Annotated in this window: 11 protein-coding genes and 1 riboswitch; of the genes, 2 read left to right on the forward strand and 9 right to left on the reverse strand. The window is 39.0% G+C overall.

Annotated features, from left to right (window positions below; genetic code table 11):
- Positions 1 to 106: 106 nt before the first annotated feature.
- The 4 genes from trxA to AC973_RS07505 all read right to left on the reverse strand — a co-directional run bounded on the left by trxA (position 107) and on the right by AC973_RS07505 (position 4,180).
- A complete protein-coding gene (gene trxA, locus AC973_RS07490; RefSeq protein WP_016896983.1) occupies positions 107 to 418 on the reverse strand; it encodes a thioredoxin in 312 nt (103 codons plus the stop codon).
- An 81-nt stretch (positions 419 to 499) separates the two neighbouring features.
- Entirely contained in the window at positions 500 to 2,884 is a 2,385-nt protein-coding gene (locus tag AC973_RS07495; RefSeq protein ID WP_048729225.1) for an endonuclease MutS2, read from the reverse strand.
- A gap of 135 nt (positions 2,885 to 3,019) precedes the next feature.
- The gene (locus AC973_RS07500; RefSeq protein WP_048729227.1) at positions 3,020 to 3,577 is read right to left on the reverse strand and encodes a CvpA family protein; all 558 of its coding nucleotides are present in this window, start codon (positions 3,575 to 3,577) and stop codon (positions 3,020 to 3,022) included.
- A gap of 39 nt (positions 3,578 to 3,616) precedes the next feature.
- Positions 3,617 to 4,180 carry a cell division protein ZapA gene (locus tag AC973_RS07505; protein WP_048729228.1) on the reverse strand — a complete coding sequence of 188 codons (564 nt, stop codon included), beginning with the start codon at positions 4,178 to 4,180 and terminating at the stop codon, positions 3,617 to 3,619.
- Between the two features lie 263 nt (positions 4,181 to 4,443).
- A riboswitch (Lysine riboswitch) is annotated at positions 4,444 to 4,607 on the forward strand.
- A gap of 103 nt (positions 4,608 to 4,710) precedes the next feature.
- On the opposite strand from AC973_RS07505, the gene AC973_RS07510 reads away from it, so the two are divergent.
- Both AC973_RS07510 and AC973_RS07515 read left to right on the forward strand, forming a co-directional pair.
- Positions 4,711 to 6,378: an ABC transporter permease subunit gene (locus AC973_RS07510; RefSeq protein ID WP_048729230.1), complete on the forward strand. Its 1,668-nt coding sequence runs from the start codon at positions 4,711 to 4,713 to the stop codon at positions 6,376 to 6,378.
- A 12-nt stretch (positions 6,379 to 6,390) separates the two neighbouring features.
- Positions 6,391 to 7,149, forward strand: coding sequence for an amino acid ABC transporter ATP-binding protein (locus tag AC973_RS07515; RefSeq protein ID WP_048729232.1), 759 nt, complete (start codon positions 6,391 to 6,393; stop codon positions 7,147 to 7,149).
- Between the two features lie 249 nt (positions 7,150 to 7,398).
- Here AC973_RS07515 and AC973_RS07520 read toward each other — a convergent pair whose 3' ends face one another.
- The 5 genes from AC973_RS07520 to AC973_RS07540 form a co-directional block, all read right to left on the reverse strand.
- Positions 7,399 to 8,172 carry a CHAD domain-containing protein gene (locus AC973_RS07520; RefSeq protein WP_048729233.1) on the reverse strand — a complete coding sequence of 258 codons (774 nt, stop codon included), beginning with the start codon at positions 8,170 to 8,172 and terminating at the stop codon, positions 7,399 to 7,401.
- A 119-nt stretch (positions 8,173 to 8,291) separates the two neighbouring features.
- Positions 8,292 to 9,173 (reverse strand): DUF368 domain-containing protein, encoded by an 882-nt coding sequence (locus AC973_RS07525; protein ID WP_048729235.1) that lies wholly within the window; start codon positions 9,171 to 9,173, stop codon positions 8,292 to 8,294.
- 149 nt (positions 9,174 to 9,322) lie between these two features.
- Entirely contained in the window at positions 9,323 to 10,384 is a 1,062-nt protein-coding gene (locus AC973_RS07530; protein ID WP_048729238.1) for a GGDEF domain-containing protein, read from the reverse strand.
- Between the two features lie 314 nt (positions 10,385 to 10,698).
- Complete coding sequence (locus AC973_RS07535) at positions 10,699 to 12,516, reverse strand: DUF2207 family protein (RefSeq protein WP_048729239.1); 1,818 nt, start codon at positions 12,514 to 12,516, stop codon at positions 10,699 to 10,701.
- Positions 12,510 to 13,052 (reverse strand): LemA family protein, encoded by a 543-nt coding sequence (locus tag AC973_RS07540; RefSeq protein WP_048729242.1) that lies wholly within the window; start codon positions 13,050 to 13,052, stop codon positions 12,510 to 12,512. Before AC973_RS07540 ends, AC973_RS07535 begins: the two co-directional genes overlap by 7 nt.
- Positions 13,053 to 13,077 lie beyond the last annotated feature (25 nt).

Raw genomic sequence — 13,077 nt, forward strand, 5'->3', positions numbered from 1 at the left:
GGTAATCTAATGATTACCTGGCAGATATTACTCATCAGTCCTATTTGACGAAGAGCCAATAAAGAAAGCGGTCGAGAATTTTCCCGGCCGCTTTCTTTATTTTAGATTATAAGTATTGGTTTAATACTTGCTCTAGATTTTCTTTTGGCGTATAACCAACTAATTGCTCAACAACTTGACCGTCTTTCTTGATCATTAATGTTGGGATTGACATGATACCAAATTCACGTGCTGTTTCTGGATTGTCATCTACATCCATTTTAGTGAATTTAACTTGGTCACCCATTTCATCATCTAAAGTCTCAACGATTGGTGATTGCATGCGACAAGGACCACACCAAGTTGCCCAGAAGTCGATTAATACAACGCCTTCTTCAGTTTCATTTTTAAATTCTGCATCTGTAATAGCTTTAACCATTTATATTACCCCTCTCAGTTTTATTCTTCAACATTATAGCATTGTCTGACCAATTTGAACATTTATCTGCTTGTTAGCAATTTAGCCCTTAAATTTAGCGATTGTCGCCCCGTTACCACCCATATTATAAGGAGCAAATTCAAAGGATTCAACCCGTGGATGGTTCTTCAAGGCCTTTTGAACACCCTGTCTTAAGGCGCCCGTCCCGTGACCATGAATTATGGTTACCTGACCATGTCCAGCTAATAAGGCTGAATCGATAAAGTTGCTTAGTCGAATCATGGCTTCCTCATACCGTTCACCACGTAAATCTAGGCTGGTATTGACTGATTTAGCTTTACTTGCCTTAAGGCCAGCCCGATGATTTTTTTCTTTTTTCGGTTTCTCGTCAACAAGTGATAAGTCTTTTTCAGCCACTTCCATCTTCAGCATACCCATCTGAACAACCCAGTCCTTGTCGCGTTTCTCAACCAAGGTACCACGTTGCCCGTAGGTTAGAACATTTACTTCATCGCCCGCTTCAAAGCTAGCTTTTCGCTCTTTATTTTTCTTGGCGTTTTGAAGGACTTTGTTTTTATTCAACTGCTCTTCTTCTTGCATTAAGTTAGATAAGGCACTTTGACGGTCAATCATCTCGTGTTCTTTGATATTACCAATGGTTGGATGGTTGATTTGCCATTCTCGAATCTCCGCTAGAATAGCATCAGCTTTTGCCTTAGTGTCTTCTACCAATCGATTGGCTTCTTTGCGGGCTCGGTTCATATAGGTTTGTTTGTCAGCTTCTAGTCTAGCTTGTGCCTTTTTCAAATCATTTAAAAGATTTTCAGCATCGGCTAAGTCTTTGGCGGCTTTGGCTGATAAGTCTTCGTATTCGTGACGTTGGGCTTCTAAATCAAGCAACATTTCGTTCAGATTTTGGCTATCTTCCTGGATATAAGAACGTGCTTCATCCACCATTTCAACTGGTAAACCTAGTCGTTGGGAGATATCAAAGGCGTTAGAGCGACCCGGTACCCCAATCAGCAATTGATAGGTTGGCTCCAAGGTGATTTCGTTAAATTCCATCGAGGCATTAATGGCACCAGGATGGTCGTAAGCGTACGTTTTCAGCTCTGGATAATGAGTGGTGGCCACCACGCGGGCGTTTAGGAAGGCAAAACGGTTGAGTACCGCGATGGCAATGGCTGCCCCTTCTTGAGGGTCGGTACCAGATCCCAGCTCATCGATTAAGACAAGTGAATGGTCGTCTGCAGCCTCAACAATACGGATAATATTGGTCATATGTCCCGAGAACGTTGATAAACTTTGTTCAATGGACTGTTCGTCACCAATATCCGCAAAAATCTCATTAAAGATTTCTACCCGCGAATCTGCCTTGGCTGTAATATACAAGCCTGATTGAGCCATTAATTGCAGTAGCCCCACCGTTTTCAAGGTAATGGTTTTACCACCAGTATTTGGCCCGGTAATGATGATCATATTATATTCATGGCTAAAATGAATATCATTTGCGACTACTGATTTGCGGTCTAATAAGGGATGTCTAGCCTCTTTTAAGTCAATGCGTTCAGATTCATTTGCTAAAACCGGTCGGTTGGCTCCAATTTCACGGGCAAAGGAGAATTTAGCTTGAATGAGGTCCAAATCCCCAAGATGTTGATTGTTTTCAGCAATTTCACTAGTGTAAGGGGCTAATTCTGCAGCTAGCTCTTGGAAAATACGTCTAATTTCCTCGTCTTCTTGGACTTGCAGGGACCGTAAGTGGTTATTCGCATCTAAAACTGTTTGCGGTTCAATATAGAGTGTTTGTCCTGATGACGATTGGTCATGAACTACCCCACCAAAGGCGTTACGGTATTCTTGTTTAACCGGAATAACAAAGCGGTTGTTACGGATAGTAATAATGGCCTCACTTAAATAAGAGGCCTTATTAGACCGGATTATTTGGTCTAGTTTGACACGGATACTCGCTTCTTCACGTTTGATTCCTTGTCTTAAGCCATGTAAAGTTGACGAGGCATTGTCATAGACTGATCCATCATCTGCGATTGCATTTTGCATTTTACGCATCAGATCTCGCATGTCAATAAAGTCATCCGCAATTGCATATAATTGCATTAATTCAACTTGCGCTTCTTTTAGTTTTCTAAAGAAAGTAGAAACTTCGCCGGATGCCCGTAAGACCCGGCCTACTGCAGCTAATTCTTTCCCATTTAAGTCAGCACCAATATCCAATCGTTTTAAGAATGGTTTTACGTTGATTAGTTGGCTGACAGGGATCCGTTTGTCTAATTCAAACAAGCGTTTTACATCGTCAACACTTTGTAAGGCTTGCTCGATTTCTTCCACTTCTGCACTTGGTTTTAAATTTAAAGCTTGAATTTTCCCGATTTCAGTTCTGGTTTCATTTGCTACTTGTTGTTGTATTTTCTCAAATTCTAAGGTTTGAAATATTTTAGGATTCAAAATGTGTCCTCCTTCGATTGTTATCAGGAACGAACAAAAAAGTCGTCTTAAGTAGGAAATAGGCCGTGATCCATTATCACAGCCATATCTATTGCCATAGTCGCACAGTACGCAAAGGCATATATTTGCATGTTGTTAAAATGGTAAGTTGCCTAGTCCTTGTAGTAGGATGTTGAATACTTGGCCAGATAAGATTGGGGTATTCAAGATAATAAAGTTGGCGACTGAAGAATTGGCTAAGGCTGTCTGTACCCCTTCAAAGGTTAAAACGGACATAAACATTAAAATAAAGAATGACCAAAACCAAGCTGAGAAAAACCCGAATAGGCCGCCCAAAATGCCGTTCCATTGAATATCCATTTCTTTAAATTTTAAGTCTCTTAAGCCAAAAGCAATAAATTTAGTAACAATCCAGACAAGCAAGATAATAGCTAACAAGGCAACTAATCTAAAGTAAATGATATCCATATTTTGTAATAAAGCTACTGGATAAAAGACAAAGGTATTTTCAATATCAAAACCTACATAAGGAACCCATAAGGATACAAGGTCAACTAGATTTTGATAGAACAAAACGGCAAACAAATACGCGACCAATAGACCTATAGAATGAATCCCTTGTAGTATTGCCCCTCGATAGACACCAACGCCTATGCTAAGAATAAAAAATAATAAAATCAAAAAACTTGTCATGCTTTCCTCCCGTTGGTACCAATATTTTCTATTAATAGCCTATGATCTAGGTGTTTGACGCAAACGACCCAATTGTTTTGAGGCTGTGTTCACACTAGATTTCAAACTAGGTTGGCTAATTTCAGGAATTTCTTTTTCTAAGTCAGCCTGTGTTGGCGTTTGTTTTCCACTTGCGTTTGTTTGCGCTAGTCTTTTAACTGGCGCCTTAGCTTGACCCTGGTTTGTCTTTCCTTTTGACGGTGTTTGCGATTGTGTTTTTTCTTGTGCTTCACGCATTTTTTCTTTTTCTATTTCAGCAATCTCTTTTACCAATGTACCCATGGTTTGCTCCATTGATTTCACACGGACCATTAAATCGGCATTTTCTTTAGATTTTGCTGCCATTTGTGCTTGTAAATCCACATTGTCAGATTGAATGTTTAAAGCTACTAGTAAAGCCATCTCTTCCAATGACATATTGGGATTCTTTTTACTGATATCAGCAAGTAGCTGGTTGATATCACGGCTCACTTGTTGAATATGTTCACTTGTTTTATGACTCTTGATGGTGAATTTGTGATAGCCCAATTTCGCTATTACTCTGTTTTTTTCTTCATTCGACATATTTGTCACTCCAACTTTTTATACTGTGCGTTAAATGTTTGTAGATGCAATAGAAAGGTCGAGTCTTAACGACTTTTGTTCCACCTAGCTTTCATAATCTTAGATATTTTACCATTTATCCCAGATAATGGCTAGACTTAGACATTATCTGCTTCCAATGACCAAAAAAGTTAGAAAAAATGCAATGATTTTAGGCCGTCATGAAAGATTTAATCAGATTTTCATGACAGGCCCTTGTTCTTCGTGTATGATGAAATACGATATATTGAGATAGAGGTGCGGAGCTTATCAGTACATACCCGAGCGGGAGCGTTGAAAGTATGGAAAGGAATATTCGCCGAAATATTTTAACCCCAAGTTAAAGTATTGGGCATAAACAAAAAATGTTTATGACTGTCACTTAAACAAGTGATGCGCTATCCTACGAGTGACGACTGGAAGACTAGTCATAGTCTTATTGCGCACAAAGGGAAGCCTCTATTGCAATTTATTGCTGTAGAGGCTTTTTATTATTTTCGGGAGGTATTATTATGAAAAATCATCAAGTAAGTAACACTTGGCAAAAAGCTTTGATTGCTATTTTGACAATCGTATTTGCCATCGTTGGCCCAACATCCGCTTTTGTTGAAGCGAGTGAGGTCGGCACAACAATTGAGGTGGACCAAGAAGTATTAGCTGAAGGTCTAGACACAGAAGGCGTATTACGAGTTGGGATGGAAGCCAACTATGCACCCTTCAACTGGTCGCAAACATCTGACGCGGATGGTGCAGTCCCTATTTCAAACTCTGACGGTGAATATGCAAACGGTTATGACGTACAAATTGCTAAACGTCTAGCTGATTCACTAAGCTTAGAACTCGAAATTGTTAAGTTAGAGTGGGACGGTCTACCACCTGCACTTGAATCTGGCATGATTGACGTGATTATTGCCGGTATGTCACCAACACCAGAACGTCTGCAACAAATGGACTTTTCAGATTCTTACTATTCTTCAGATATCGTTCTTGTGACAATGGCTGACGGTGAATACGCAGATGCTACATCGCTAGAAGATTTCGCTGGCACAACAGTTACTGGTCAATTAAACACATTCCATTATGATTTAATTCCGCAAATCCCTGACGTAACCCAAGCCACTGCCCTAGATTCATTCCCAACGATGATCACTGCTTTAACTGCTGGTTCGGTTGACGCCTATGTATCTGAAAAACCAGGTGCAATGGCTGCTGTAGCTGCCAACCCTGACCTAACGTACGTGGAATTTGCTGAGGGTCAAGGCTTTGACTTAGGTGAAGTCACTTCTGATATTGCTGTTGCAACCAGAAAAGATTCTCCATTAACAGACATTATGAACCAAGCCTTAGCAACTATTCCAACCGCTGACCGTGACCAATTAATGGAAGATATGGTGAATTTAAACGAGCGCGGTGAAAGTGCTGGTTTCTGGTCTGAAGTTGCAGGCATCTGGAATACTTACGGTTCCCAATTTCTAGTTGGTGCTGGTAACACTATGTTTATCGCATTAAGCTCGACAATTATGGGATTTGTCATTGGTTTATTGATTGCTATCTACCGTTCATTAATCGTTCGTCGCGATCAAAAACCGGTTGCCTACTTCTTCTATAAATTATTCGACTTTGTGATTGCTGCCTACATTGAAATCTTCCGAGGTACCCCAATGATGGTACAAGCTATGATGATTTTCTATGGTTCAAGACTATTCTTTGATTTCCAAATGTCTACGTTGTTTGCAGCCTTACTAATTGTGTCGATTAATACTGGTGCTTACCTTGCCGAAGTGATCCGTGGTGGGATTACTTCAGTGGATAAAGGCCAAACTGAGGCGGCTCGTGCCATTGGTATGAACCACTACCAAACAATGACGACAATCGTCTTGCCACAAGCTATTCGGTCAATCTTACCAGCTTTAGGTAACGAATTCGTGATCAATATTAAAGATACGTCTGTATTAAATGTTATCGCAGTAACTGAGTTATTCTTTGTAACCAAATCAGCTGCAGGTTCAACTTACCTAACCTTCCAAACATTCCTAATTACAGCGATTATCTACTTCGTCTTAACTTTTACAACAACCCGTGTCTTGAATTTCATCGAAAATCGTATGGCAGGCAAAAAGACTTACCATATCTATGAATCTAGCACAAATACGGTAATCAACGGTCAAAGAGAACAATAGGAGGAAAATGACATGCAAAACCAAGATCAATTAATCTTAAATGTACAACATTTAGAAAAACGTTTTGGGGAAAACTTGGTCCTACGTGATATCGACTTCCAAGTACGCCCAGGGCAAGTAACCTCTATTATTGGTTCATCTGGATCAGGTAAATCTACCCTATTACGTTGCTTAAACCTACTTGAAGAACCAACTGGTGGGGACATTTTATACCATGGTCAATCAATTTTAAACGGGAAGAAAATGAACATTAATAAATACCGTACCCAAGTTGGTATGGTATTCCAATCATTCAACCTATTTAAAAACTTTACAGCCCTTGAAAACTGTACAGTTGGCCAACGCAAAATATTAGGTCGTAGCCAAGCAGAAGCAGAAGCAGTTGCTCTTAAGAACCTTGAAAAAGTTGGTATGGCTCCTTACCGTGACGCCCGCCCTGAACAACTATCTGGAGGACAACAACAGCGTGTCGCTATCGCCCGTGCCCTTTCAATGGATCCAGAAGTCTTATTATTCGATGAGCCTACATCTGCCCTTGACCCAGAAATGGTTGGGGAAGTATTAGAAACAATGACTCAATTAGCAACAGAAGGTCTAACTATGATCGTTGTAACCCACGAAATGGCCTTCGCCCGTGACGTATCAACTAATATCGTCTTCATGGACAAAGGTGTCATCGTCGAACAAGGACCAGCCAAAGAAGTGATCGATACACCGAAACAAGAAAGAACAAAAGCCTTCTTGACAAGATACGCAAACGAAAGATTTTAAACTGGATGGTAAAAATGTCGCTTAGATAGTCGGACTAGAACAAAAACTAAACAATATCTAAAAGATAATGGGGGATTTTGTGAAATGTCAGCAAAGTCTGACATTTTAAACTCGACTATGTATGGTGTGAGTCGCTCGAACCCGATTTTGAATGAGGGTGCAAGGCGCTACCTACTTTCAAATAGCAAAAAATCACAAAAAGCAGTTGGAAAATTCAACTGCTTTTTGTGTATTATCCTATGCTTAAATCTATTCCCCGAATTCGATATCATCACGAATTTGAATCAATAAATCACGCACATTTTCATCTTTTACTTTATCTGCATATTTTGTCAGTAAATCATAATTGACATGCGCATCTGTAATTTCACCGAATTCAGATTGAATGGCCTTGGCGTCTTTTCTGTATTGGTTTAAGTCTTTAGAAACCGTCTCGTTGAAGTAAGTGGCTGCATACCGCACCTTCTTGGCACTCTTTCTAATTTCGTGGACTGCTTCATAGTCAGAAATATCTACTGTCTTAAAGTCATATCTCAATTTTTTATCCTTCTTCTTCAGTCGCTTAAGTGTATACTTTTTCCAGTCTTTCTTATTTTCAAATAGGTCGAGTTCAAGGATTTCTTTCGCATCCTCAATAGCTTGCTGAATGGTGGCGCTATTGCTCTTATTAAAAGTCCGGTTCATTTCTATCCGACGGTCTTTTACGAAGGTGTTAAACATTTGATAATAAGCCTCGCTAGTTTCAGGATGATCTACTGCATAATCTTCGCAATATTCATAGAGCACATCCAATTCACGAAGGGTCCCGAATACACGCGCTGCTGCTCCCAATTGCTGGTTCAACTTATTATAAAGATCTTCGTCCATACGTTTTTTTATAAAGTTAAGTAGACCACGTAATTCTCGAATTGAAACACGCAAATCATGGACTAGTTTATTGGAAAATGGGTTGTTCTGATAATCTAGATATAAGCCCGACACCTTATTTATTTGGTATTCAAATACTGCTTGTCGTTTATTCATTCAAGTCACTCCCTTCCCTAGTAATTCGTTTTCTTATAATTTCATTATACAAAATAAATTATTATCCGTAAAACGAAACAGGCACTCCCCACAAAAGGAAGTGCCTGTTTTTAGAAGATTTAGTCATTTGAATATTTTTCTTCAATTTTAGAGAACCATAATGAGAAGATTGTCCCTAATACAAAGGCAATCACACACCAAATCAATGTGCTCATGAATGATAAACCAGAATTTGCTAAACCTTCAGCTGAGAAACCTGGGAATACTTGTGTTGGGAATAATGCAATCGATGAACCAATTACAGTCCCTAAAATAAAGTGGTACATTTTAGAGTAGTAATGTTTAAAGGCCCATTCAGCAACCTTAGCTAAACCAATGACACACAGTAACCCACCTAAACCTAACGGAATAATGACTGAAAAATCAAGGGCTGCAATACCAGCGGCCATTTTGTCATACAAACCAAAGTAGATTAAGAAGTTTGATGGGCTCATCCCCGGTACAATAACCCCTAAACCAATCAAAGCACCTGATAATACCCAAGCGATAAAAGAAGGTTGTACTTGTGTAATCCCTTGACCTCCAAAGTACATGATTAAGAAAATGATGACTGCAGTCACTGCAAGCAAGGTTAAGTCAGATGTACTGCGCCCTTCTTTTCCAGCAGACTTAAATAGTGATGGTAATGTACCCACTACGAAACCGATAAATAAGGTAATAAAAATAGCTGCGTAAAGTCCAAAAGCTTTTTCAACGAAAATTGAAAATACCAATATTCCTAATAAGAAACCAATCCCAACTGGAATAAAGTAACGCACATTTTTCCAGAAGTTTTCCGTAATATTAGCTAAAAAGTTAATTATTTGATCGTACAAGCCGAAAATGACAGCTAGGACTCCACCTGAAAGACCTGGTAGAATTCCTCCTATTCCAACAGCTGCACCCTTCAGAACACGGATAAACCAATCTGCCGAAAAGACGGCATCTTTTTTATTATTCATTTATTCTCCTCTTTCAATTCCTTTTTTTACTAGACAGTTCAATAAGACGAGTCCAGTATACTCTTATCTAATACTAATTGTATCAATCTTTGGTCTGAGAATCATCGTTGAAAGCTAAAAAAATGAAAGTTCCAGTTGGAAATAATCAATTAATCAACACCCAACTCGCCTATAGCGCTCACCGTCTGGTTCTTCCCTCGGTGTTTCGCTTGATATAATGCTTGGTCAGCCCGCAATAAGGTAATTTTCATATCTTCATGCGGTTTTCTATGGGCCACACCAATTGACACCGTAATCTTTAAAGGCTCGCCCTCTTCACTTAATAGCGACATTTCAGCAATCCTTTCATGGATAGATTCAGCTAAATCCAGCGTTTTTTGTCCAGTACAGTCAAAGACTAAGCTCACGAATTCTTCTCCACCGTACCGGTAATAATCGAATAACTCAGACTTTAAACTATTCAAAACAATCCCTATTTCTTCCAGTGCCTTATCGCCCACAAGATGACCATAGGTGTCATTTAACTTTTTGAAATTATCAATATCAAGAACTAATAGGGAATAGGAATCATTATTTTCTGAAATTTTCCTAAGGTCTTCTTCTAATTTTCGGGCGTTATAGAGGGCCGTTAGGCTGTCGTGCACTGAGGATTGGTAGAGTTTGTCTAGATCGTTGGTGAACTGGTAAGAAACGTATATGAATGCCGATGACAAAACAGCTAGCAATAGTAAAGATGAAAATACTTGGGCGGGATCTTCTAATCGAATGATGGATATTGGCGTAGTAATGAAAATAGCCATCATCGCTAACAACCATAGTTGGAAGAACTCTGAATACTTGGCTTTAATACGGTCAAAGACACTTAAACTCAGCAAAATATAGACTAAGACCATCAAGAGGTATAAACTGGACAAGGTTAAGTCACCAAAGAAAAAACGACCAATCGCAACCAGCACAATTGTTGGATTGGCAATTTCCTTATCCAAATATACCATGGTATAGGCGAATAGTACCGACCTAAAGTCAAAACGAACACCTTCAACGAGAAAGGATGACATCATCAAGCAAAAACCCGCTGCCGTTTGTAAACTAATAAAGAGTTTACGGTTGTTGATGGGATTTCGTCTTTCCTCAATACCATATCGCCAGCGCCAAACTAAATAAATATCCATAAAAACAATTGCCATATTTGCTAAGACATTTACAATCATGCTATCCTCCTATATTCATTAATGTGTATAATATTCCTAATTCGTAAACTCTTCCTTATAAATATATCATGATTATTCGGCCAGAAAAAACTAAAATAGCTTTTCTGAGAGAAAAATCTTGGAAATTTATCCATTCCTTAATTATTAGACATTCATTTTTTAATTTGGCTAAACCTTACACTTAATTAAGGATAATAAGTTATATTATTGGAAATCCTGGTATGAATATTTGAAATCATTCGCAAATAAAAAAGCCAACTAAAACGAGTCTAGTTGGCTAATACAATTATTGTTTACACTTATACTGTGACAGACTAGCGAACACCGCCGCCTCCGCCACCACCGAAGGAACCGCCACCTCCACCGAAGCTGGTACCACCACCTCCACCAGATGATGAAGAAGCTGTTGCAGCGCTATGACCGTCTGAATAAGATCTGTTAAGCATTGAACCATAGTATGCGTAGTAGAAGAATGGTGCATCTGAGTAAGTTGAGATTTCAGCATATTCAGGATAAATCTTACGGAATTCTTCTTCCACTTCATCAGCAATACCAAAAGCACCCGCATAAATCATTAATTCATCCCATAGGGCAACCTCATTGGTTTGACGCTCATTTAGTAATGAGAAGTCTAACAGATAGTTTTTGAATTTCACGATATTATCGCGTAACTCAAAGCCTTTATCTGTATAAGCGACACCTGCCACTTCATGGGCGATATCTAAGTCGCTTTTTTCACGACGTGATTTGGCTGTTAAGCCGACAAAAGTGTAACCATTTTCTTCCAAATAATCTGATGAATAAGAATCTAAGGCTCGTTCATAGGCCTCAATTTTCTTGTAATTCTTTTCTATATATTTAGAGAAGGCTTTTTGTTCAACACGGCCGTCTTTTTGAGCAACGCGTTGCATTAATTTAAACAATCTTGCGGATGGTCCTGTTGGTGCTTTGTCTGATTGAATATAGATAACGGCTTGATCTTTCGATCTTAGGAAGCCATCAATTTCTTCTTCACGCACAGTGATAAAACCATTTTTCACCAGGTATAAAATTCCTGCCGTCATATAGTTTTGCCGCAATTCACTCTTGTTATCGATTAATTGGGATAAAATCACATAAAGTTGGAATACATCTTCAGCTGGCGCTTCACGGTAATATTCTCCTTGCGTACGTTTTTCCATAGTTTTCATGGTTGGATAATACTCTCGGTATTTCCGTTGGTTAGAAGCATATTGAGAGATCCCCCAAATACCCGCACCCAGTCCACCAATACCAGCAGCTGCTGCTAAACCAAGGATGACCTTAGTAGATGTTGAGGTTGAGGTATCGGCTTCACTTGCCCCATCCATTTCTTGAATATCTTCATAAGTGGCATCAGGATTATAGTCTTCATAGTTATACGATGACCCTTCGAATGCTTGCTCTACAAATGAATCAAAGCTTCTATCTTCAATCACGAAGTCAGTTGGATAGGTGCCATCTGGAATACGCAAAAGAATCGTTACATAGTTGTTGGAACCTAATGGCTCTGTAGATGCCGTCTGAACGACACCATCGCTTGTGATATCAATATTACCGTTGAAACCAAATCCCCAAATACGGTTATCATCATAATTCATCGTTTGTACATCTGAGGAAATTTCCACAGACACAGCTTTGGGAGATGGTGACAAGTCGGAGTTAATAAACTGCCAATAGACCATTTGATCCGTTGATGTTTGTGTAACAAAATTTGAAATCTCATATGACAACTCGTATGTGTGTTGCCCGTATTCAGTAATCCCCCAATTCAGTTCATTCGTGTTTTGCCCATAGGTACCTGCTTTTTGGTCAAAACTATCATCAATATCCCAAGATGATTGTTGATCCATAGGCTTTCCATCCATTGAAACTGTAAAATTAGAGATATTCTGAACATCTTTAAGATTCAAACCTTTATAAATCTCAGTTCCCTCATCAGTATTCATGTCCCAAGTTTCATGGATTAAGGCTGATCCATCAGATTGTAAAGTTACATCTACATCGATCGAATTAATCTCATTCGCCAATACTGATTGGGGTGCTACCCAAAATAAAACCAACGCACCAAAGGCTATGATTATCTCAATAGCTTTTTGATGTGTTTTTACCATTGTGGCATCTCCGCTTTTTCTGCTGAATTTTCAAAGTATTCTTCTGGTGTAAATCCTGTAAATCCAGCAATAACAGAATTCGGGAAAGTTTTAATTAAACGATTGTATTTAGTAACAGTGTCATTAAAGACCATACGTGACTGACGTACATTGTTTTCATAAGTATTTACAGAATTCATTGTTGATTGGTAAACGTCCGAAGCTTTTAAATTCGGATATTGTTCCACTACTACATCAATTGAACGTAATGCACGGTTGAAAGCTGCATCATCTTTTTCCACATCACTAACAGAGGAGTTACGTGAAACATTCGAACGTGATTCAACGATTTTGGTTAAGGTATCGTGTTCATGTGTTTGATATTGTTTGATTGCTGAAATCAAATTGGTTAAGGCATCCCAACGAGATTCTACTTGTGCTGCAATTTGCGCCATGGCATTTGATACCATTTCTTTGGAACGTACGAAGTTATTGTAGGCTCCAATCCCCCACACAACTAATATAACGATTATAGCAATGACAATAATCCATACCATAATATACAACTCCTTCTCTTTTTAT

It is taken from the genome of Carnobacterium sp. 1290_CSPC (genome assembly GCF_001053265.1).
Taxonomy (GTDB): domain Bacteria; phylum Bacillota; class Bacilli; order Lactobacillales; family Aerococcaceae; genus Aerococcus; species Aerococcus urinaeequi.

Coding starts and splice junctions, on each gene's coding strand:
- trxA (WP_016896983.1), bottom strand. CDS start 418: ATGGTTAAAGCTATTACAGATGCAGAATTTAAAAATGAAACTGAAGAA.
- AC973_RS07500 (WP_048729227.1), bottom strand. CDS start 3,577: ATGACAAGTTTTTTGATTTTATTATTTTTTATTCTTAGCATAGGCGTT.
- AC973_RS07505 (WP_048729228.1), bottom strand. CDS start 4,180: ATGTCGAATGAAGAAAAAAACAGAGTAATAGCGAAATTGGGCTATCAC.
- AC973_RS07510 (WP_048729230.1), top strand. CDS start 4,711: ATGAAAAATCATCAAGTAAGTAACACTTGGCAAAAAGCTTTGATTGCT.
- AC973_RS07515 (WP_048729232.1), top strand. CDS start 6,391: ATGCAAAACCAAGATCAATTAATCTTAAATGTACAACATTTAGAAAAA.
- AC973_RS07520 (WP_048729233.1), bottom strand. CDS start 8,172: ATGAATAAACGACAAGCAGTATTTGAATACCAAATAAATAAGGTGTCG.
- AC973_RS07525 (WP_048729235.1), bottom strand. CDS start 9,173: ATGAATAATAAAAAAGATGCCGTCTTTTCGGCAGATTGGTTTATCCGT.
- AC973_RS07530 (WP_048729238.1), bottom strand. CDS start 10,384: ATGATTGTAAATGTCTTAGCAAATATGGCAATTGTTTTTATGGATATT.
- AC973_RS07535 (WP_048729239.1), bottom strand. CDS start 12,516: ATGGTAAAAACACATCAAAAAGCTATTGAGATAATCATAGCCTTTGGT.
- AC973_RS07540 (WP_048729242.1), bottom strand. CDS start 13,052: ATGGTATGGATTATTGTCATTGCTATAATCGTTATATTAGTTGTGTGG.